At 59.9% G+C, this 19,526-nt stretch carries 18 protein-coding genes; 9 read left to right on the top strand and 9 right to left on the bottom strand.

Going from position 1 to position 19,526, the window contains the following annotated elements:
• Window positions 1-47 precede the first annotated feature (47 nt).
• The 3 genes from AC1DUY_RS01030 to AC1DUY_RS01020 all read right to left on the bottom strand — a co-directional run bounded on the left by AC1DUY_RS01030 (window position 48) and on the right by AC1DUY_RS01020 (window position 3,335).
• The gene (locus AC1DUY_RS01030) at window positions 48-1,388 is read right to left on the bottom strand and encodes a dicarboxylate/amino acid:cation symporter (protein ID WP_478111714.1); all 1,341 of its coding nucleotides are present in this window, start codon (window positions 1,386-1,388) and stop codon (window positions 48-50) included.
• Between the two features lie 118 nt (window positions 1,389-1,506).
• Window positions 1,507-2,115 carry a biotin transporter BioY gene (locus tag AC1DUY_RS01025; protein ID WP_478112406.1) on the bottom strand — a complete coding sequence of 203 codons (609 nt, stop codon included), beginning with the start codon at window positions 2,113-2,115 and terminating at the stop codon, window positions 1,507-1,509.
• Between the two features lie 17 nt (window positions 2,116-2,132).
• Window positions 2,133-3,335 carry a pyridoxal phosphate-dependent aminotransferase gene (locus AC1DUY_RS01020; protein WP_478111712.1) on the bottom strand — a complete coding sequence of 401 codons (1,203 nt, stop codon included), beginning with the start codon at window positions 3,333-3,335 and terminating at the stop codon, window positions 2,133-2,135.
• Window positions 3,336-3,446: 111 nt separating this feature from the next.
• Here AC1DUY_RS01020 and AC1DUY_RS01015 point away from each other — a divergent pair, with 111 nt between their 5' ends.
• Entirely contained in the window at window positions 3,447-4,862 is a 1,416-nt protein-coding gene (locus tag AC1DUY_RS01015) for a M48 family metalloprotease (RefSeq protein ID WP_175368890.1), read from the top strand.
• An 82-nt stretch (window positions 4,863-4,944) separates the two neighbouring features.
• Here AC1DUY_RS01015 and AC1DUY_RS01010 read toward each other — a convergent pair whose 3' ends face one another.
• Complete coding sequence (locus AC1DUY_RS01010; protein WP_478111710.1) at window positions 4,945-5,601, bottom strand: hypothetical protein; 657 nt, start codon at window positions 5,599-5,601, stop codon at window positions 4,945-4,947.
• 20 nt (window positions 5,602-5,621) lie between these two features.
• Window positions 5,622-6,587, bottom strand: a complete 966-nt coding sequence (locus AC1DUY_RS01005) for an OmpA family protein (protein ID WP_478111708.1) — start codon at window positions 6,585-6,587, stop codon at window positions 5,622-5,624.
• 359 nt (window positions 6,588-6,946) lie between these two features.
• Between AC1DUY_RS01005 and AC1DUY_RS01000 the strand changes: the two genes are divergently transcribed.
• The 3 genes from AC1DUY_RS01000 to AC1DUY_RS00990 all read left to right on the top strand — a co-directional run bounded on the left by AC1DUY_RS01000 (window position 6,947) and on the right by AC1DUY_RS00990 (window position 9,882).
• Window positions 6,947-7,795, top strand: coding sequence for a DUF3313 family protein (locus AC1DUY_RS01000; protein WP_184516964.1), 849 nt, complete (start codon window positions 6,947-6,949; stop codon window positions 7,793-7,795).
• 105 nt (window positions 7,796-7,900) lie between these two features.
• Window positions 7,901-8,626 carry a response regulator gene (locus AC1DUY_RS00995; RefSeq protein WP_089264118.1) on the top strand — a complete coding sequence of 242 codons (726 nt, stop codon included), beginning with the start codon at window positions 7,901-7,903 and terminating at the stop codon, window positions 8,624-8,626.
• 26 nt (window positions 8,627-8,652) lie between these two features.
• Window positions 8,653-9,882, top strand: a complete 1,230-nt coding sequence (locus AC1DUY_RS00990) for an ATP-binding protein (protein WP_478111705.1) — start codon at window positions 8,653-8,655, stop codon at window positions 9,880-9,882.
• A gap of 240 nt (window positions 9,883-10,122) precedes the next feature.
• Here the strand turns inward: AC1DUY_RS00990 and AC1DUY_RS00985 are convergent, their stop codons facing one another.
• Together AC1DUY_RS00985 and AC1DUY_RS00980 are read right to left on the bottom strand one after the other, a co-directional pair.
• Entirely contained in the window at window positions 10,123-11,250 is a 1,128-nt protein-coding gene (locus AC1DUY_RS00985; protein WP_478111703.1) for a patatin-like phospholipase family protein, read from the bottom strand.
• A 111-nt stretch (window positions 11,251-11,361) separates the two neighbouring features.
• The gene (locus tag AC1DUY_RS00980; protein WP_478111701.1) at window positions 11,362-12,588 is read right to left on the bottom strand and encodes an adenylate/guanylate cyclase domain-containing protein; all 1,227 of its coding nucleotides are present in this window, start codon (window positions 12,586-12,588) and stop codon (window positions 11,362-11,364) included.
• A 105-nt stretch (window positions 12,589-12,693) separates the two neighbouring features.
• On the opposite strand from AC1DUY_RS00980, the gene AC1DUY_RS00975 reads away from it, so the two are divergent.
• The 3 genes from AC1DUY_RS00975 to AC1DUY_RS00965 all read left to right on the top strand — a co-directional run bounded on the left by AC1DUY_RS00975 (window position 12,694) and on the right by AC1DUY_RS00965 (window position 15,956).
• Window positions 12,694-13,953, top strand: a complete 1,260-nt coding sequence (locus AC1DUY_RS00975) for a GGDEF domain-containing protein (protein ID WP_478111699.1) — start codon at window positions 12,694-12,696, stop codon at window positions 13,951-13,953.
• A 133-nt stretch (window positions 13,954-14,086) separates the two neighbouring features.
• The gene (locus tag AC1DUY_RS00970) at window positions 14,087-14,851 is read left to right on the top strand and encodes a DsbA family protein (RefSeq protein WP_439058516.1); all 765 of its coding nucleotides are present in this window, start codon (window positions 14,087-14,089) and stop codon (window positions 14,849-14,851) included.
• Between the two features lie 196 nt (window positions 14,852-15,047).
• On the top strand, window positions 15,048-15,956 hold the full coding sequence (locus AC1DUY_RS00965; protein ID WP_089264113.1) for a cation diffusion facilitator family transporter: 909 nt from the start codon (window positions 15,048-15,050) through the stop codon (window positions 15,954-15,956).
• Between the two features lies 1 nt (window position 15,957).
• Here the strand turns inward: AC1DUY_RS00965 and AC1DUY_RS00960 are convergent, their stop codons facing one another.
• On the bottom strand, window positions 15,958-17,982 hold the full coding sequence (locus AC1DUY_RS00960) for a pyrroloquinoline quinone-dependent dehydrogenase (RefSeq protein WP_478111696.1): 2,025 nt from the start codon (window positions 17,980-17,982) through the stop codon (window positions 15,958-15,960).
• A gap of 141 nt (window positions 17,983-18,123) precedes the next feature.
• Entirely contained in the window at window positions 18,124-18,291 is a 168-nt protein-coding gene (locus tag AC1DUY_RS00955; RefSeq protein ID WP_231080567.1) for a hypothetical protein, read from the bottom strand.
• 134 nt (window positions 18,292-18,425) lie between these two features.
• Here AC1DUY_RS00955 and AC1DUY_RS00950 point away from each other — a divergent pair, with 134 nt between their 5' ends.
• Together AC1DUY_RS00950 and AC1DUY_RS00945 are read left to right on the top strand one after the other, a co-directional pair.
• On the top strand, window positions 18,426-18,632 hold the full coding sequence (locus AC1DUY_RS00950) for a DUF6894 family protein (protein WP_089264111.1): 207 nt from the start codon (window positions 18,426-18,428) through the stop codon (window positions 18,630-18,632).
• A 113-nt stretch (window positions 18,633-18,745) separates the two neighbouring features.
• A complete protein-coding gene (locus tag AC1DUY_RS00945; RefSeq protein WP_478111694.1) occupies window positions 18,746-19,483 on the top strand; it encodes a DUF1236 domain-containing protein in 738 nt (245 codons plus the stop codon).
• The last annotated feature ends 43 nt before the right edge of the window (window positions 19,484-19,526 follow it).

The raw sequence follows: 19,526 nt of genomic DNA, 5'->3' as shown, positions 1-19,526 counted from the left end.
GCCCGGCAAAACCGGGCGGCTTTTTTAGTGCTGCAATCTACTGTGGATCAGTCCGTCGTGATTGCCGTTTCGACATCCGATGGATCGATGGTCTTGTTGAGATTGGCGTGCATCGTGTCGTGATCAAGCTCGCCTTCCCACCACGACACGAACACCGTAGCAATGCCGTTGCCCGTAATGTTGGTAAGCGCGCGCACCTCGCTCATGAATTTGTCGATCGAGAACACAATCGCCATGCCGGGCACCAGACGCGGATCAACCACCGACAGCGTGGCTGCCAGCGTGATGAAGCCGGCGCCGGTGACGCCCGAAGCGCCCTTTGAGGTCAGCATCGCCACGATCAGGATAGTCACCTGCTGGCCGAACGACAGATCCACACCGAGTGCCTGGGCGATGAACAAGGTCGCCAGGGTCATGTAGATGTTGGTGCCGTCGAGGTTGAACGAATAGCCGGTCGGCACCACGAGGCCGACGACCGACTTCGAACAGCCCAGACGCTGCAGCTTCTCCATCAGCTGCGGCAACGCGCTTTCCGACGAAGAAGTGCCGAGCACGATCAAAAGCTCATCCTTGATGTAGACGATGAACTTGAAGATGTTGAAGCCGACGATGCGGGCAATGATGCCGAGCACGACCACCACGAACAGTGCTGCAGTCGCGTAGAACAGCACGATCAGGCTCAACAGGTTGGTGAGCGCCGCCGGGCCGAACTTGCCAATGGTGTAGGCCATCGCGCCGAATGCGCCGAGGGGGGCTGCCTTCATGACAATGGCGATCACGCCGAACACGGCATGCGACGTCTCATCAATCATGTCGCGCAACCTGTGGCCACGCTCGCCCAGCGCCATCAGTGCGAAACCGAACAGGATCGCGAACAACAGCACCTGCAGGATGTCGCCCTTGGCGAAGGCGCCAACGACGCTGTCGGGAATGATGTTGAGCACGAAATCGACCGACTTCGTCGCTTCGGCCTGTTTGACGTAATTAGCGACTGCGCCTGCGCTACCTTCGGTCTTGGTCACCAGACCATGGCCGACCTGGAACAGGTTGCCCATCACAATGCCGAGGATCAGCGCGAAGGTCGAGACAATCTCGAAATAGACCAGCGCCTTGATGCCGACGCGGCCGACCTTCTTGGCGTCCTGGATATGGGCAATGCCAGACACCACGGTACAGAAGATGATCGGCGCGATCACCATCTTGATCAGCTTGATGAAGCCGTCGCCGAGCGCCTTGATCCATTCATTGGTGGCGAACTGAGGCTCCAGCCACCCGACCAGCACGCCGATCACGATAGCGATCAGCACCTGAATATAGAGAACCTTGTACCAGGGCTTTTTGACCGGAGCGGCCGCTCCCGGACCCGCCGTTGCCGTTACCGCAGACATTCCGCTTCAACTCCCTGAGCATTTTTACTGCCGCGGTCATTAGTCACATGGGCGGCCTCTTGCAAGCCGCCACGCGGAATTACTTGGGCGATTAACGAACAAATATCGCGCCGAGCGTTCAGCGATACCGGCGATCAACCATTCCGCGCAGGACGGGCACCAGGATCGCGCCCAATGTGTTCTTCACTAATGCCCCCGCTAGGAACGGCATGACGCCGACCAACCAGGCTTTCTCGGCGCCGAGCTTCATACCGTAAGCCAGCCAGGCAAAGCCCATGGCCATGATCACGATGTGGCCGATGGCCATGGCAACGAACAGGCGGATCATCGAGCGATCCCATCCGCGTTCGCTGAACCAGCCCGTGATAAACGCAGCAACGACAAAGCTGGACAGGAAGCCGGCCGTCGCCCCTGTGAGCGGTTTGAGACCGCCAACCGGCCCGGCGAACACCGGCAATCCCAATGCACCAACGGCGAGATAGGCGATGATCGTCAACGTGCCGAGGCGCCAGCCATAGACGGCGCCGATCATCAAAACGACCAGCGTCTGCAGGGTCATCGGCACATATGGCAGTGGCAGATTGATCTTCGCCGAAACCGCCAACAACGCGACTCCGAACGCCGCCAGCACTATGGCACGGCGCGCAGAAGCCAAGCCTTCACCGCGGCTTGGCCACCACACACTGGCGATCGAGACGTGGGGCAAATTCGAGACAGATGAATCCATCGACAAGACAGGCTCGCTCACTTCGGACCACCCTGCCCGAGCCATTTGCTGATCCGCGCGACCGCCTCATGCATGTCCTCGGTCGAGCTCGCATACGAAAAGCGAATATAGGACTTGCCATGGATCGGATCGAAGTCGCTGCCGGGCGTTGCGGCCACATGTGCCTGTTCCAGCATCTGCTTGGCAAAATCGAAGCTGTCAGTGGTGAATTTCGACACGTCTGCATAGAGATAGAAGGCGCCATCGGCCGGCAGGAAGTCCGTGAGGCCGGCTTGCGGCAATCCTGCGGTGAGGATGCGACGGTTCTCTTGATAGCCATGCTTAATGTCTTCCATCTGTGCATGACCGTCGAAGGCTGCTTCCGCCGCGATCTGCGACAGTGTCGGCACCGAGATCGACAGGTTCTGCTGCAGCCGTTCCATGGACCGCACCAGCGGTTTCGGCACGACCATCCAGCCGACGCGCCAGCCGGTCATGCAGAAATATTTCGAGAAGGAATTGATGACCAGCGCGTTCGGCGACAGCTCCGCCGCGGTCACTGCGGGAAATGCATAATCGAGACCGTGATAAATCTCATCCGAGATGAAGCGAATGCCCGCATCATCTGCCGCGTGGATCAGGCTGGTGAGCGCTTCGCGCGACATCATGGTGCCCGTAGGATTGGCCGGACTCGCGACCAGCACGCCCTTCAGCGGCTTTTCACGATGCGCGGCGAGCAGATCCTCGGCGGTCAAGGCGTGCCGCTTGTCGGCATGGGTCTCGATCAGCACCGGCTCGCAGCCCAGCGCGGTGAGGATGTGCCGATACGGCGGATAGCCAGGCACGGTGACGGCGACGCGGTCGCCGGGCTCGAACAGGGCCAGGAAGGACAGGATGAACGCGCCGGAGGAGCCGGTAGTCACCACGATCTGCTCCGGATCGACCGTGCAGCCATAGACGTCGCGGTAATGCCTGGAGATCCGCGCACGCAGCGAGGGGATGCCAAGCGCGGCGGTATATTCGATCCGCCCGTGCGCCAGCGCGGCCTGCGCAGCCTCGATGGCCACCTTGGGCGCGGGCGCTGCCGGCTGCCCGACTTCCATGTGAATCACGTGCCCGCCAGCGGCCTCGATCCGCGCCGCAGCGGCCATCACATCCATCACCATGAACGGGGGAACATCGCTGCGTCCGGACGCTGCAAGAAGGCTGTGTGCCCGGGTTTTGAGGATCGTATCTGGCATGGAAATCTGCTATCTGCGCGGCGTTATGCACGTTACGGCATGGGAGCAACGCCGCGCTCCCGCCGCAATATTTGACTTGTTAGGGCTTATATCGAATCCGAACCTCGGCCAATGATGAAAGACCTGCAGCTGCAGCCAAAAAGGGCTGCATCTCGATTGTTCTCGAAGCTGACCACGCTGCTGACCGCGGCGGCATTGACGCTGACGCCAATGGCGGCCCATGCGCAGCAAGGCGACGCTCCGCGCCTGCTGCGCGACGCCGAGATCGAACAGCTGCTGCGTGACTATACGCGCCCGATCCTGCGCGCCGCAGGCCTGGAAAAGCAAAACATCCAGGTCGTCATCATCAACAACGCCAGCTTCAATGCCTTTGTCGCTGACGGTCGCCGCATCTTCGTCAATCACGGCGCGCTGATGCAGTCACAGACGCCGAACCAGCTGATCGGCGTGCTCGCCCACGAAACCGGCCATCTCGCCGGCGGCCATCTGTCAAAGCTGCGCGAGCGCATGGCGCAGGCGCAGACCCAGATGATCGTGGCAATGCTGCTCGGCGTCGGCGCCATGGCGGCCGGAGCGCGCGGCGGCAACTCCAATGGTGCTGCCGGCAATATCGGCGCCGCAGCGGTCGCCGCGCCGCAAGCGATGATGATGAATACGATGCTGTCCTATCAGCGGCAGCAGGAAGAAAACGCCGATCGCGCCGGCGTCAAATTCCTGAACCAGACCGGCCAGTCGTCCAAGGGCATGTACGAGACGTTCCAGCGCTTCGGCACCGACAGCCTGTTCGCAGCACGCGGAAGCGACCCGTATATGATGTCGCATCCGATGCCTCGAGAGCGCGTTGCCGCCCTCGAGGAACTCGCGAAGTCGAGTCCCTATTGGGACAAGAAGGACGATCCGGCGCTGATGCTGCGCCACGAGTTGATGCGCGCCAAGACCGCCGGCTTCATGGAGCAGCGCGACACGGTATTGCGGCGCTATCCGCCGTCCGACACCAGCCTGCCCGCGCAATATGCCCGCGCCATCGCCACCTATCGCCATGGCGATCTGCGCGTGGCTGTCGAGCAGATCGATGCGCTGATCAAGGCGCAGCCGAACAATCCGTATTTCTACGAGCTGCGCGGCCAGGCACTGCTGGAAGGCGGCAAGCCCAATGAGGCGATCGCGCCGCTGCGCCGCGCGGTGCAGCTCTCCAACAACGCGCCACTGATCGAGATGATGCTCGGCCAGGCACTCGTCGCCTCCGACAACAAGGCCTATACCGACGAGGCAATCCGCATCCTGCGCACTGCTGTGGCGCGCGAGAGTGAAGCGCCCGTCGGCTATATGCAGCTCGCCATGGCCTATGGCCGCAAGGGCGACTATGCGGAAGCCGACTTGGCGTCGGCCCAGGCGGCCTTCCTGCGCGGCGACAACAAGACCGCCCGCGACCTTGCCTCGCGCGCCAAGGCGCGGTTTGCCGTGGGCACGCCCGGCTGGGTGAAGGCCGATGACATCATCGCCGCGAAAATGCCAGGCAAGAACTAGCGCAGAAATGTACTAAAGCAGAACGCCTGGCCTAGCAGCGAGCCATCTTTGTCGAATCTGACCACACCACTGTGACAGCGTTCTAAACATGCGGCAGCAGGTAGATAAAGATGAGAAGCGCAGCCAGAGTTATCATCAACGATATCGAGAATGCTTTATTAATTCGCTCGTAAGATCGCGCTTCGTTCGATCGCCCGCGATCACGGGTCGCAACAAAAACAATTACGACCGAGAAGATTATCGTCAGTGCAAGCACGCTCATGATACGGCCAATTTCGTTGGCGACAGCTGATAACCGGACCATCGCCCCACGGTCTTTCAATGCGAAGAATTCCCATACAAGCAATCCGATCGTGAGCAACAACCCCGAATTAGTTATTCCATTGATAGCAAAATAGAGTTTCTCAATAGTGGAGTGCTGGGGATTAGAGTGCGTAATACTAATTTGATTTCTGATTTCCGTCAGACTGCCTTCTAGCGTCCTGACTTTTTGCTTCAACTCAGGACTACCCGACAATAAATCCGGAGAGATAGGAGTCACCTCCTTAGGAATCGGGAGTAAATCGCGCTTCTTGGGCGCCCATAGCCAGGCAATCAATGCCAGAAGGGCAAGCAAACCGACAGAGAGAACAAGGAGAATAATTGCACTCGCGTCCGATGAAACAGGCGGAATTTTATCTCGAAGCAAAGCAAATACCCACTCCACAACGTTCGTCATAATCTTAAGAAAATCCGGCATAAGTAGAAGCTCCGTCGCGACTAACCGCAACTCAGATGGATGTCCGTCCTGCGATTGTACATTTCAGGCTTATCGTCGCGGGTGATCTTCATCCCATTCCGCTCGCTGCTCGCAAACCGCTCAACTCTCGCCAAACGATCAAAGCGCGCGGAGAGAACCTTTTCAACGGCGCGCGCGCGACGCTCAGACAATGCAATGTTGTGAGAATCGCTCCCAACCGTATCAGCGTTGCCGTCCACGAATATCACGCAGCCGGTACGCCCTCCTATTTGCCTGATAAGTCGTGGCACGACGGTTCGCTCGACCTCACCCATATCATCCGCGCTGTCCGACACCGGGTACCAAACAGACGTGTAAATATCGAGCAACGAGCCTGAGGGAATTGAAGTACTTGAGTTGCGCGAATTCTCAACAGTCAGTGTGACATTCACGTTTGCTGATCTGGAACACGACTCCGGCCAAAGATGGCAAATTACCGCCTTCGTTAGTTCATTTACTCCCGTTTTTCCGGTTTCATAGATCATATCTCCAAGAAACTTCGCCACGCGTTCCGCGACCATATCGAATTTGGGTACTGGCCTAGTCACGTCGAATGCTGCTCTGACAAAGTCGAGAAAGCTGACCGCCGGGTCCCTTTCTACCTTTGTGCCTAACGTTCTGTATTTCTCAAGGATCGCACCGATCTCAGCGACCGTTGGGATAGACGTCTCTGGCGCAGAAGTTCTGTCGACTAGCTTCTCCTGAATGAACGTAAGCTTTTCGAGAAGCAGCTGTAGCTTCTCAGAACTAGAATCGGGAGGGCTGATAGATATGAAATTCGAAAGATGCCTCTCGATCACGGTGAGCTGACCAAGTAGTCCTTCCAATGTTCGACTATCAGGCAAGGACCGCCCCATCGAAACGATTGCTGTATAGATCGCTAACAAACCGAGCGGGACGCTTATAAAGAATATATTCTTAAAAAGATACGAAAAACGCTCCTGCATCCGCAGCCCTCCAATTTAAAGGGTCCGGATTAAGTCTACATAAAATCAATCTAATAGCGATTCTTTTATTATCGGCTATTTTAAGTAGACTGCGAGCCGAGCAGCGGCAGCAGTCGAATGTAATTGACCTCATTTGATCCTATCCGCTCGGCTGCGGATCAGGAAGTGATGGCCCACAGCCGAAATCACGCGGGCTGTTGAAAAGCAGACGCATCATCGCCGCGAAAATGCCGGGCAAGAACTAGCGCGCCTCCCTCTGCAATGTTCTGAAACAAATGGCGGCTGATCCGTAATCTTTCGCAATGTGGCTGACAATTTGTCTCCGTACGCAGTGTCCCTGACTATTGGGGGACATCTATATGCGCGCGAACGCCATCAACCACGTGTTGAAACTGATATGCCTGCACGCTCTGACAGCAACTGTCGCTGGATGCGCCACGGCGCAGCTGGAGACATCAGGGTCTCTCGCCTCGTATAACGACCTCGCGCCGGCCGACGGCATCACTACCAAGTCCAAGATGCGCGTCGACAAGGCCGGTGTCCTGGCGGCCAGGAGTGTCAGCATCATACCCACGTCATTCTCTCATGCCGCATCTCGAGCCGCCCTCACCGACAAGCAACGTCGCGTCATCGCGAATGCTGTCGACCGTTCCGTCTGTATCGGACTGAGCGACCGCTTCAATGTGGTCCCATCCGGGCAACCCGCCGACCTAACGGTGCATGTCACAGTGACGCGTGTGACCGTCACCGACCCGAATGTCGCTGGGGCCGCCAAGGTTGCCTCCGCCGCACCTATGTTCATCAGTGCAGGCTTTCCCATCGTCGTGCCCCGGATCCCATACGGCATGGGCGGCCTGTCGGTCGAGGCGGAAGCCCGCGACGTACAAGGCCAGCAGAAAGCGGCATTCGTCTGGGCCCGCGATGCTGACATGTTGACGAGCACGCCGCGCGTTGCGGCATCCGGCGATGCCTACGACCTGGCGGGCGAGTTCGGCGCAGATTTCAGCAAGCTCCTCATTACCGGTGAAAATCCGTTCGACAAGAAGCTGTCCACGCCCAGTCTACAGCGCGTGAATTCGGCCTTTGGGGGCAAGCCCAAATACGCCGCCTGTGACGCCTTCGGGCGCACCGGCGTTTCCGCCTTCATCGGCGGGAAAATGGGAGCACCTCCCGAGTGGAACGACGACGCAATGCCGGTGACGGAATGACCGGACATGCATGACAGTGATTACCGTCCCTCCGCCCAAGACAGCTATGCTACGACATTAGCAGTCACGTTGAACGAACAACCGCCTGGAGCCGGATGCCGCCCAATGCAGACCATGTCTCACATCCTCATCGTCGATGACGATCTTGCCATACGAAAACTGCTGGGACGCTATCTGACCGAACAAGGCTACCGCGTATCCATCGCCTCCGACCAGCGAACGATGAAGGAAGCGCTGCAGACCAACGAGGTCAGCCTGATCGTTCTCGATGTCCTGCTCCCCGATGGGTCGGGGCTCGATATCTGCCGCGATCTTCGGCGGGAGGGTTCCGAGATACCCGTCATCCTGTTGACGGCGCTGAAGGAGGATGTCGACCGGATCATCGGCCTCGAAATCGGCGCGGACGACTATCTCGGCAAGCCGTTCAATCCGCGCGAATTGCTCGCCCGCATCCGCGCGGTGCTTCGTCGCAAGGTGACGCAGGACATCCAGCTCTCCCAGGTGCTCGAACATCACTTCGGCAGATTTAAACTCCATCCCGGCGCGCGGCAGTTGCTGGACGAAAACGGGCAGCCGTTCGATCTCACAACAGCCGAATTTGAACTCCTGCTGGTGCTCGTCAGACGGCCGGGTCGCCTGCTCTCGCGTGATCAGTTGATCGAACTGACGAACCGCAGCTCCGACGACGTATTCGATCGCTCGATCGACGTGTTGATGAGCCGGTTGCGCAAGAAGCTTGGCGACAATGATGATTTCCAGTTGATCAAAACCGTGCGTAACGGCGGCTACATTTTCTCGGCACGCGTTGAAACCATTGGCGCAGACACATGAACTCCATACGCATTCGATTTTCCTTGATGCTCGTGGGCTCGGTCCTTTGCGTGGTGATCCTGGCCAGCGCCGTGATGTCGCAAATGATACTCGGGCTGGTCGAAAAGGATTTTCGTGACGGATTGACGTCTCGCGTCGCTGCATTTTCCAACAGCATCACCTTTCGCGGAAACGATGCAGTCTTTCATCTTCAGCCGGCGCCCATCGAGGGAAAGCTTCTGGAAGCGCCGACCAAGCTTCTGCAGGAAGCATTTCAAAAATCGCAAGCCAATTTCGACATTTTCGTCAAGCAAACGCCGGATGGCCAACGATGGGCGTCCATCAAGATGGGCCCCGGCTGGCTGAGCTGGCCCATACGCGAGCACGCGCCGCCTCCTGAAGTGTGGTGGGGCCTCGCCGGCTGGATGGTACTGATCACGGTTGGCGTCATCGGGGTTGCTCTTACGGTCGCCCATCAGACGACGAACCAGCTTAAATTGCTGCAGAGCATGGCGATGTCCGTTGGTAAGGACGGCGTGCTGCCCGTGCTCAAAGAAGAAGGGTCTATCGAAATCAAGGCAACCGCTCAGGCACTGAACATGATGGGCGCAAGTCTAAAAAAAGCGATGGACAGCAAGATCAGACTTGTAGCTGCCGCAGGGCACGATTTGCGGACACCCATGACACGCATGCGTCTGCGCGCCGAATTTCTCAACGAACGAGAGCGTGAGGAGTGGCTGCATGACCTCGATGAAATGGATCACATTGCCGACAGCGCCATCCAGCTCGTTCGGGAAGAGACCGTCGGAAAAGGCACCGAGCACGTCAGACTAGACGAACTCGTCGGGGACGTTTGCGCCGAACTCACCCTGATCAAGATGCGGGTGACAATTGCCGGACTCGATCACAGCAGCGTCAAGATCTCACCGCTCGCACTCAAGCGCGCCCTACGCAATCTCATCATCAATGCTGCGACCCATGGCGGCGGCGCCATCGTAAGCCTGCGCGTTCACGATCGCCGCGCTGTCGTCCTGATCGATGACAACGGTCCCGGCATTCCCGAACAATTCCTGGCAAGTGCCTTCGAACCGTTCTTTCGCGCCGATCCGGCCCGCCGCCAGTCAATCCCCGGCGCCGGGCTCGGCCTGGCCATCGCCAAGGAAATTGTCGAACGACAGGGAGGCACGCTCGAGATCGAGAACCGGCAACCTCACGGGTTAAGGCAGACGCTTTCCATCGAGATCGATGTCGCGAACGTATCATCGGTCGCAGCCTGAACGACGCGCTCGCCATGCGACCACACGGTGCCGCTGCAGACCATCACTGAAGAATGATCCTTCGTAAGCAACACCTGTTCAGCTGGACCACAAGATCATCGCGATCCCGAAGACGAGCAACGGATAATACGCAACCTCCACGCTCAGGAACGCGATGTCTTTTACGCGAGACCAGAGGCGCCAAACGGATATCCGTATTCGGGAGCGTTCCAGAGACGCTGTTGGAGCGATGCGACACATCTAGCTACCCTGCCCCCTCAACCCTTCCAGGTTCGATTGAAATCCGCTGGCCGAACCACCCTTGGCACGACCGTAGGCGTAGAGCTCTTTCATATAATCAGTATCGAAATTGGTCGGATCGCTCGTGGTGAGCTTGCCCGCGTCGATGGCCGTCGCTTTGAAATCCCAGTTGTTGCGTTTGCAGAAATCGTATGTCGCGATCATCGCATTGCGCGTATTGGCCTTCACCGAGGTCTGAAACGAGCGCGCCACGATCGGAAGCGTCAGATCCGACGTATAGGAGGCGTCGGGCGACAGCTTGCCGTTAACGATCACGAAGACCCGAGACTTCGTAGCCAGCGATCCCGCATGGGCCGTCAACACGCTTTCCGGCACAGCCAGAATATTCGATGTCACGCCGCCATCGACATGCATCTCGGAATACATGTTTCCGCCGGACTCGACGGCGATCAAGGCCGGCGGGAAAATCCCGGGGATAGCGGCTGACGCAGCGAGAACATTCCGGAACAACTCATAGCGGCCAGAACTATCGCTGCTTGCGATCTCCCCCATATTCCAGAGCGTCGTCCCTTGGGTGTCGAGGTTCGTGGTGGCCACGATGAGCATCTTGCCCCTGCGATACCGTGCGCCGACCGCATCGATGATCCGATCATCAGCATATTTCGAGATGAGGTCTTTCATCGGCCCCGCCTTGAAGACGCCCGATCCGACAACGGCGTTGATCCCCGCGATACGCATCAGATTTTCAGTAGCGCCGCTGGTGAAGATCGCTTCGAGACGGCCGTCATAGCCCGGGCCGAGAAACGCGAATGGCGCAATCAGGGCGCCAACGCTGGAGCCGGTGACGATATCGAAATCGGGGCGCAGTCCGGAGTCGGACCAGCCTTGCAGGAATCCTGCGCCATAGGAGCCGTCAGCGCCGCCGCCGGACAAGGCAAGAATGGTGAGCGGTGCGGCACCGCGCCGCGATCCCGCGAAGATGCGATAGCCTTCGTCGGGCGATATCCTGGCCAACGGAATCTGCGGGATCGTCGCGCGCGCGCTTGCTATCAGCGGAGCGCGCGGCAGCGACGCACAGGCCGACAGCAGCAGCGCCGTGCAAATAATGGGAAGCGTCGCGCGAGGCATCACGCGAGCTCTGCAACGATCAAAGTGAATCTTGAATACTGGGCCATGCGGGTTTCCATGTCCGGAAACTCTTGCACGGTTGATTTGCCATTTGTTTGCGCGTTTATTTCATTATGTTTCGTGCGGCGGCTGCAAACCGAATGCGACAATTCCATCCACGCGTCCACGAATGGGAAGATGACCGAGTGCACTGACCGTGAATGGCGGTGCCGAGGCAAAGCAATCCATCGCCGCCTTCGATGCGACAAAACCGCCCTCTACACCACGACTGAGCTCTTCCAGCCGCGAGGCGGTGTTCATGACGTCGCCATTGAAGACAATCGCGCGTTTGACGTCGCCGATTTCGCCGATGATCACCGGCCCGAAATGCAGGCTGCCGCGAATGCGGGGCGCCGTGCCAAACTCGCGCTCAAACTGCCCCGCTTTGCGCGCCAGTTCGTCGCGCATGGCCATGAAGCAGCGCAACGGACGGCAATCGACCGCACCGTCCCGCTTCGTCCAGGTCACAATCATCTCGTCGCCGACATAGGCGAGCACCTCGCCGCGATAGTCGACGACCGGGAGCGACAGCAGGCGAAAGGTCCGATCGAGGAAACGGTGGATACCGACGCCACCAAGTTGCTCGGCCAGGCTGGTTGAGCCCGCAATATCCACGAACAGGACGAAACGCTCTTCCTCGACCGGCGTGTGATAGCGCCCGGTGAAGAAGTTCAACAACGCGCGTCCGCCGACGAGATTGGTGATTGCCAAAGCCAGATTGACGACGATGGAGACGACAACCGAATAGACCAGGCTCGACCAGAACGTATCCTCCGCGATCTCGACCGTCCGCCCGATCAGCACATCCGCAAGCCGAAACCATTGCACAGCCAAAATCACGACGGCGTAGAACGCGCTCTTGATCAGGAGGTTGGCGGTGAACGAGCGACCGCTCAGCCAGATTCGGATCGGACCATCGGCCACCATGATTTCGAAGCCGCCCAGAACCGTGCTGATCACCAATCCGATGACGAGCCCGGGCAGAATGGGCAGATCATGAGTGGCACTGAACGCGACACCGGCAGCGCCGCCAGCGGCGATAATCGTCGTGAGGACCCTCAGTTTCCGTTCAAACCTGGCGTTCATGGTCCCTCCCATCGGCACAGCCGACGGGAGGGGGTATATCAGATCGTCCGAGGGAGGGCTGACACGGGCCGATGGCAAAGGTTGCCCGCCAGCAGACCGATGCGTGGCCTCACCGAGCCCTGCCGTCCACGCCGATATGATCTTCATCCTTTTACAACCACCCCAAGCTTCTCGCCGGCAGCGGTCAGGTTCCGTTAACGGAACTCGCTGCATTTAGTGAAAATGGATGCGCTCATCGCGTCCGGCGGGGAGACCAATGCAGCCATCGGAGCACGAAACCGCACACAGCGGCGTCACACGCACGTGGGACCGGCGGCAATGAGCACGACGACCATCTTCTGGTTCACGCTCGCCAACTTCCTGTCATCAGGTCTCGTCTGGGCCTATGTCGCACGCTGCTATCCGAACTTCGTCCCGGCCCGCTACTGGAGCGCCGCTTCACTGAGCGCGTCGATCGGCCCTGCTCTCGGCCTGCTGTTTCCCAATCCCGTCGGCCTGCTGTTCGCCGCGCAGATGACGGTTCTCGCTTACTGTCTGTCAGAGGTCGGTATCCGCCGCTTTTACGACAGGCCTACATCCTGGATCGCCACCGCCCTGGTAATTTCCGCGAGCCTCGCCGGCTTCATGTTCTTCAGACTGGTCATCGACGATTATGCGATGCGCGTTGTCGTCTACTCGCTGAGCCAGGGCGTTCCCGTGGCGCTGACGCTACCGCTGCTACTGTCGCGTGATCATCGGCGCAGCAATCACGGCGCACGGATGGCCGGCTACCTCTCGATTCTCTTGCTTGTTGCTTTTGCCTGCCGCGCGATCGCCGCGCTGCTTCATCTGGGCGGCAGCGAGACGACCATGGTGACGGTCGATGCGGTACAGGCCGGCTTCATGCTGGTGGCGGCATTCCTCGCCATGACGTGGAATTACGGACTGCTGATGATGGCGATCGACCGCCTGCGCGGCGACGCAGCCGAACTGGCGCTGATCGACGATCTGACCGGCGCCGGCAATCGCCGCCGCCTGTTGCAGCGGATGGACGAGGAATGTGCGATGGCGCGGCGGACCGCACGCCCATACGCACTGCTGGCGATCGACCTCGACGGCTTCAAGGCGGTCAATGATGGCTTCGGTCACAGCGCCGGCGATGACTGCCTGAAGCAATTCGCCCAAGCGGCGCAAGATCAGTTGCGCCCCGGCGATACGCTGGCCCGATGCGGCGGCGACGAGTTCTGCATCGTGCTGCCCGACACCGACCTGCAGCAGGCAGGCGAGATCGCGCGGCGCGTGCTGGCGGCCTGCCCGCGACAATTTGGCAATGCCGGACACACAGTGAGGACTCTATCCGCCTCCATCGGCGTCGCGCAGTGGTCCTCCGAGCTCATCGCTTCCCCCGAACGGTTGATGGCGGCCGCCGATCACGCCCTGTATCAGGCCAAACACAGCGGCAAGAACCGGGTCGTGCTCTATGAGCCCGCACCACCGCTGGCACCGATCTTCGATGACGAGATCGGAAGCGCTCCCTTGCCGGCACCGCATGCCCTCACTGCAATGACCGGGCCGGATCACCACCATTCCGGCTTCTGAGACCTGCGGCGCCATGATGAATTGCGCGTGACCGCCTTCACAAATAACGCGTATTTTGCCCTCAAAATGCTAAGCAGCTTCCCGAATGACACGTGGCTTTCTGACTCGGCCTTTTCCAAAGGATAATTTGCCCATGCCTTCGTTCCGCCTTCTCGCCTCTGCCGCTGTGGCCCTCGCCCTGTGCGGCGCGCCTGCATCGGCGCAGACGTTCAATGACGCCCAGCGCGGCGAGATCCAGAAGATCATCAAGGACTACCTGATCACCCATCCGGAAATCCTCGAAGAGGTCTCGGCCGAGCTGACCAAGCGTCAGGCCCAGGCTGAAGCCGAGAAGCATCAGGCTGCGATCGCCGCGAACGCAAACACCATCTTCAACTCGCCACGCGGTGTCGTCGTCGGCAACAAGGATGGCGACGTCACCTTCGTCGAGTTCTTCGATTACAATTGCGGCTACTGCAAGCGCGCCATGGACGACATGGTCGGCATCATGAAGAACGATCCGAAGCTCAAGGTCGTGCTGAAGGAATTCCCGGTGCTCGGGCCCGGCTCGGTTGAAGCCGCCCAGGTTGCTGTTGCCGTGCGCATGCAGGACCCGACCGGCAAGAAGTATCTCGACTTCCACCAGAAGCTGTTGAGTGGCCGCGGCCAGGCCGACAAGGCCCGCGCCTTGGCAGCGGCCAAGGAAGCAGGTCTCGACGTCGCCAGACTGGAAAAGGACATGGCCAGCCCGGAAGTGCGCGCGACCATCGAAGAGAACTTCAAGCTCGCGGAATCCATGGGCATGAACGGCACGCCGAGCTACGTCATCGGCAAGCAGGTGATCATCGGTGCCGTCGGCGCAGACGCGCTGAAGGAGAAGATCAATCAGGCCCGCTGCGGCAAGGCGCTCTGTTCGTAAACCCAGACACCGGCAGGGTGATTCATACCGTCGCCCGCGCCGACACGAACATCTCGGAAATATGACAAACCGGCTGCATCGCAGCCGGTTTTTTATTTATCTTGCGGTAGCGGTCAAAGCGGCTGAACGCCATCTGTATAGGGTAACCTATCCCCAACGGTAAAAGGATGCAGCGGACACCCCGCCTAAGTTCCCAATGTTGACCGATACCAAACAGGAGCAGCGGCTCCTGAAGATTTCGATTTACGTCACGCTTCTCATTTCATTTGCCAGCATCGCTTTCGGGCTCGCCATCAGTTCGCGCGCCATCGCCTTCGACGGTTTTTACACGTTGATCGACGCAGCCATGACCGGCGTTGCATTGCTGACCGCACGACTGATCAGCAGAGGCGAAGACGACCGCTTCCAGTATGGCTACTGGCACCTTGAACCAATCCTCGCGCTGATCAACGGCACGGTGCTCAGTTTCGCTTGCGCCTATGCCTTCATCGACGGCCTTAACGGGCTGATCACCGGCGGTCGCGCCATCGAATTCGGCCCCGGCGCTATCTTCGCCGCGGTGGCGGGTGCCATCAGCTTCGGCATGAGCATCTATATCCGCCGCTCGGCCGGCGAACACGGCTCGCAACTGCTCGACATCGATGCCCGTGCCTGGCTGATGGGCGGTGTACTCAGTCTGGCGGTCTGCATCAGCTTCCTGCTCGGAGCGGTGATGGCGAAGACTCCTGCAGCGGCCTATGCGCCGCTGGTCGATCCGCTGATCCTGCTGGTGGTTGCGATCTGCCTGCTGCCGTTTCCGCTCTCGACGATCTGGAATGCCGGGCGTGACATCCTGCAGGTCGCACCGAGCGATCTCGACGAGGAGGTTCGCGAGCTCGCGCAATCGATCGCGCACAAGCACGGCTTCAGCGACTGCAGCTCGCATGTGATGCGATCCGGCCGCCAGCAATTCATCGAGATCGGGCTGGTGGCACCGTCCGGCGAGATCAGCAAGACCTTCGCCGAACTCGACGCCATCCGTGCGGAGATTGCCCTGGCCATGGGCGGGCTCAGCCCCGGCTATTGGCTGACAGTGGACTTCACCGCCGACAAGCGCTGGGTTTAAGTCACGCCCGCGCTTTGTGCCGAACACGCCAGGCTAGAACAACGGCAAGAGACAGCACGAGCACCACGCCCAGCACGATCGCGCCGGCGCGAAGCCGGCCGCCGGGACGATCGATATAAAGCGAGCGCAGCGATGGCGCCTCTCCGTCGTGCGCAAGACGAAACGCCACGACGCTGTCGCCGATCGAAGTGCCGACTTCCGAATGCCCGCCGGCGGCGATGACCACATACTGCTCTCCATTCGCGGCGTAAGTCATCGGATTGGCGACGCCCGGCACCGGTAGCCGCCCCTGCCAGAGTTCGGCGCCGGTCTTCGCATCATACGCACGCAGGTAGGCGTCCATCGCGCCGGCGAAGATCACGCCCCCGCGCGTCGCCAGCAGACCATTGACAAGCGGCATGCCGGTGGCCAGTGCGAGCCCCAGTGGTGCGGTGTCCTCGCTGGTGCCGACTTTCGACTCCCACAGCACTTTGCCCGCCTTGAGGTCTACCGCAACCATCGCGCCCCAGGGCGGCTTGTTGCAGGGCATGCCGAGCGGCGACGCCACAAGCGCCCGCGTCATGGCAAAGGGCGCGCCGCGCTGCGCGCCAAAATCCGTACCTGCCGGCGGCTTGTAGTTCTGCGCCTCGGCGCGTGGGATCAACGTCACCCGATGCACAGCGCGGCTCGTGTTGGCATAGAGCACCTGCCTGACGGGATCGAAGGCAACACCGCCCCAATTGACGCCGCCGCCGGTCATCGGAAACAGCAAGGTGCCGGCACCCGTCGCAGGTGGCGTGTACAGGCCTTCGTTACGTCCATTGGCCAGTTCATCCCGGCACTTGCCGCGATCCCAGAATGTCACGCCGAACGCATCATCCGGCGTTATCCGCTGCGGCACCAGTGTCGGAAGATGCGTCGGAAACGGCTGCGTCGGCGACAGACTCTCGCCTTCGACACCGCCTTGCGGAACTGCCCTCTCCTCCACCGGCCAGATCGGCGCGCCGCTGCTGCGATCCAGCACGAACAGAAAGCCCTGCTTGGTCGCCTGGATCACGACGTCGCGCGAACCGCTTGCCAGATCGATGCGGGCCAGCGTCGGCTGCGCCGGCACGTCGTAGTCCCAGACATCGTGATGCACGGTCTGGAACGACCAGACCAGTTCACCCGTGTCGATCTTCAGCGCAACGACCGAATTGGCGTGCGCATTGTTACCGGGCCGCTTGCCACCCCAGAAATCCGGACTGGGTGACGACGTCGGCAAGAACAGTAATCCGCGTTCGTCATCCACCGACATCGGCGCCCAGACATTGGCATGCCCGGCTTCGATACCGTCATGGACCAGCGGATCCCACGACCATCGCGGCGCGCCGCTGCGCACATCGAACGCGCGGACGGTCCCTTTGGGCGCGCTCACACGCCGATTGTCGGCGAGTGCAGAACCGACCACGACGACGTCGCGCCCGACCACCGGCGGCGATGTGATCTGAAATTCACCGGGGCCATCAAGCGGCATTCCCGGGTCGAGCTTGACCTCACCCTGCGCGCCGAAGTCGGCACATGGCAATCCGGTCGCGGCATCCAGCGCAATGACACGGGCATCGTTGGTACCCATGAAGATGCGGCTGCGACAGGTCGCGCCAGATGCTGCGCGATCGTCACGCCAATAGGCGACGCCGCGGCACACCCATCGATTGGCCGGACGCACATCCGCTGCGACCCGCGCATCAAAACGCCACTTCTGCCGACCGCTGGCAGGATCGAGTGCAATCACCTCGTTGAATGGCGTACAGAAGACGAGGCTGTCTTCAACGAGCAACGGCGTCGCTTCGAATTTGGTGCGCGCCATCTGCGCAGGTGTGCGACGCAGGAGATCGCCAGTCTGGAAGCGCCAGGCCTCGATCAGGCGGCCGACATTGTCGGAGGTGATCTGCTCAAGCGGCGCAAAGCGAGAGCCACCACGGTCGCCGCCCCAATGCTCCCATCCAAGAGCAGGTGCTACCGACAGGACTACGAGCGCCAGGATTCCTCCAATCCAATTCCTCATCGAAGCACAGCTCCGCAGATCCCGACTGACATGACCTGATGTTAGTCGTTGAGGCCGCCCTGTCCATGTCCAACGCATAGTAAAGAGGCCGGCTGCGTAACAGCCGGCCTCTTTGAAACTCGATCAATATTACAGCGATAGTTACGCGATGTCCTCGATTGTCGTCTCGCCGTCATCCGGGCGCTGCTCAAAGCGCGATAGCTTGTTTGCCGTATTTTCTAGGACGCCGGCGACAAAATCGGACACCGAATTCTCGATCGGCGCCGCTTCCGCTATCTTCTGAACGATCATCTCCACAAAGGCTGGCATCGCATTTTCCTTATTCGATGGTGCAATGCACGTGCTGCCATTTGGTTCCGGCTGAGACCGTCGTCATTCCATTTCCGACTTAGGAACATCCCCAACGGTGGTGGATTGCCCTTTATGGAGGAGGAGAAAGAGCAATGCCAAAATATCATTTCGAGATTGTCGATGGTTTCCGGCTTGAGGACCCCGTAGGTCTGGATTGTAGCGACGACACACAAGCCAGGGATGTCGCCAAGAATATTGCTCATCAAATCGCAGTTGATATCGCAGGCGACTGTGACCGGAAGGTCGTCGTCATCGATGACAACGGCGATGAAGTCTACAAGACGAAGATCAAGCCCTGACGCGGCGTGACGTATACTCAAGCGTAACAAAAGCAATGGAACTACACTTTCTCAGGAACATCCCTCCGCCAATGCCGTTGTACGGCGGGCAATGCATCGCGAGGAGAACCAAGATGAACAACCGTTTATTGATGAGCGTCGCCGCCGCTGCACTGATTGCAGGTTCGGGTTTGGCTAGCGCGCAAAATCCCGGCGGCGCAGGAGCTGCAACGTCGGGTGGTGGCGCCGGAGGTGCCGGAATGACCCGTGAGGCGCCGGCGGGCGGTGCTGCACGTAGCGGCGCAACGAGCGCGCCCGCAGGCGGCGCGGCTGCTGATCGTGCTGCGCCGGCCGAACGCAACGCACCAGTCAACAAGGACGAAGCGACCGACACCACCAACAAGTCCGAGCAGAAGCCGGCGGTGAAGTCGACGCAGTCCGACGACAAGATGCAGCGTGACGACAAGCGTACGACCGACTCGACCCGTGACAGCGGAAAAGGCGGCAAGGACATGAAGGCCGATTCCAAGTCGACCGACTCCAAGTCAGGTGCCGACACCAAGTCGACATCGACCGAGACCAAGTCGACCACGACCACCGGTCAGGCCGGCGCGGGCGCCAAGCTGACCACCGAGCAGCGCACCAAGGTCACCACGGTCATCAAGCAGCAAAATATCCAGCCGGTGACCAATGTGAACTTCTCGATCTCGGTCGGCACCCGTGTGCCGCGCGAGGTCCGCTTCCACCCGCTTCCGGCTGAGATCATCACCGTCTATCCGGATTGGCGCGGCTATGAGTTCTTCCTGGTTCGCAACGAGATTATCGTCGTGAACCCGCGAACACTCGAGATCGTCGCAGTCATCGACGCCTAAGGCGGCGCATCTGATGTGACACCCGGGCGGGCTCGAAAGGGTC

The organism is Tardiphaga sp. P4_G1 (assembly GCF_056401215.1).
Note: the sequence above shows the minus strand (reverse complement) of the source record. Positions and strands in the feature narration are given on the sequence as shown.

What these genes read in the sequence shown, in the direction of transcription:
- AC1DUY_RS00990 (WP_478111705.1), top strand. Translation starts at nt 8,653, where the DNA reads ATGCTCGTGGGCTCGGTCCTTTGCGTGGTGATCCTGGCCAGCGCCGTG.
- AC1DUY_RS00965 (WP_089264113.1), top strand. Translation starts at nt 15,048, where the DNA reads ATGTTGACCGATACCAAACAGGAGCAGCGGCTCCTGAAGATTTCGATT.
- AC1DUY_RS00960 (WP_478111696.1), bottom strand. Translation starts at nt 17,982, where the DNA reads ATGAGGAATTGGATTGGAGGAATCCTGGCGCTCGTAGTCCTGTCGGTA.
- AC1DUY_RS00950 (WP_089264111.1), top strand. Translation starts at nt 18,426, where the DNA reads ATGCCAAAATATCATTTCGAGATTGTCGATGGTTTCCGGCTTGAGGAC.
- AC1DUY_RS00995 (WP_089264118.1), top strand. Translation starts at nt 7,901, where the DNA reads ATGCAGACCATGTCTCACATCCTCATCGTCGATGACGATCTTGCCATA.
- AC1DUY_RS00980 (WP_478111701.1), bottom strand. Translation starts at nt 12,588, where the DNA reads ATGCAGCGAGTTCCGTTAACGGAACCTGACCGCTGCCGGCGAGAAGCT.
- AC1DUY_RS01020 (WP_478111712.1), bottom strand. Translation starts at nt 3,335, where the DNA reads ATGCCAGATACGATCCTCAAAACCCGGGCACACAGCCTTCTTGCAGCG.
- AC1DUY_RS00955 (WP_231080567.1), bottom strand. Translation starts at nt 18,291, where the DNA reads ATGCCAGCCTTTGTGGAGATGATCGTTCAGAAGATAGCGGAAGCGGCG.
- AC1DUY_RS01010 (WP_478111710.1), bottom strand. Translation starts at nt 5,601, where the DNA reads ATGCCGGATTTTCTTAAGATTATGACGAACGTTGTGGAGTGGGTATTT.
- AC1DUY_RS00970 (WP_439058516.1), top strand. Translation starts at nt 14,087, where the DNA reads ATGCCTTCGTTCCGCCTTCTCGCCTCTGCCGCTGTGGCCCTCGCCCTG.
- AC1DUY_RS01015 (WP_175368890.1), top strand. Translation starts at nt 3,447, where the DNA reads ATGATGAAAGACCTGCAGCTGCAGCCAAAAAGGGCTGCATCTCGATTG.
- AC1DUY_RS00985 (WP_478111703.1), bottom strand. Translation starts at nt 11,250, where the DNA reads ATGCCTCGCGCGACGCTTCCCATTATTTGCACGGCGCTGCTGCTGTCG.
- AC1DUY_RS01000 (WP_184516964.1), top strand. Translation starts at nt 6,947, where the DNA reads ATGCGCGCGAACGCCATCAACCACGTGTTGAAACTGATATGCCTGCAC.
- AC1DUY_RS01005 (WP_478111708.1), bottom strand. Translation starts at nt 6,587, where the DNA reads ATGCAGGAGCGTTTTTCGTATCTTTTTAAGAATATATTCTTTATAAGC.
- AC1DUY_RS00975 (WP_478111699.1), top strand. Translation starts at nt 12,694, where the DNA reads ATGAGCACGACGACCATCTTCTGGTTCACGCTCGCCAACTTCCTGTCA.
- AC1DUY_RS00945 (WP_478111694.1), top strand. Translation starts at nt 18,746, where the DNA reads ATGAACAACCGTTTATTGATGAGCGTCGCCGCCGCTGCACTGATTGCA.
- AC1DUY_RS01030 (WP_478111714.1), bottom strand. Translation starts at nt 1,388, where the DNA reads ATGTCTGCGGTAACGGCAACGGCGGGTCCGGGAGCGGCCGCTCCGGTC.
- AC1DUY_RS01025 (WP_478112406.1), bottom strand. Translation starts at nt 2,115, where the DNA reads ATGGATTCATCTGTCTCGAATTTGCCCCACGTCTCGATCGCCAGTGTG.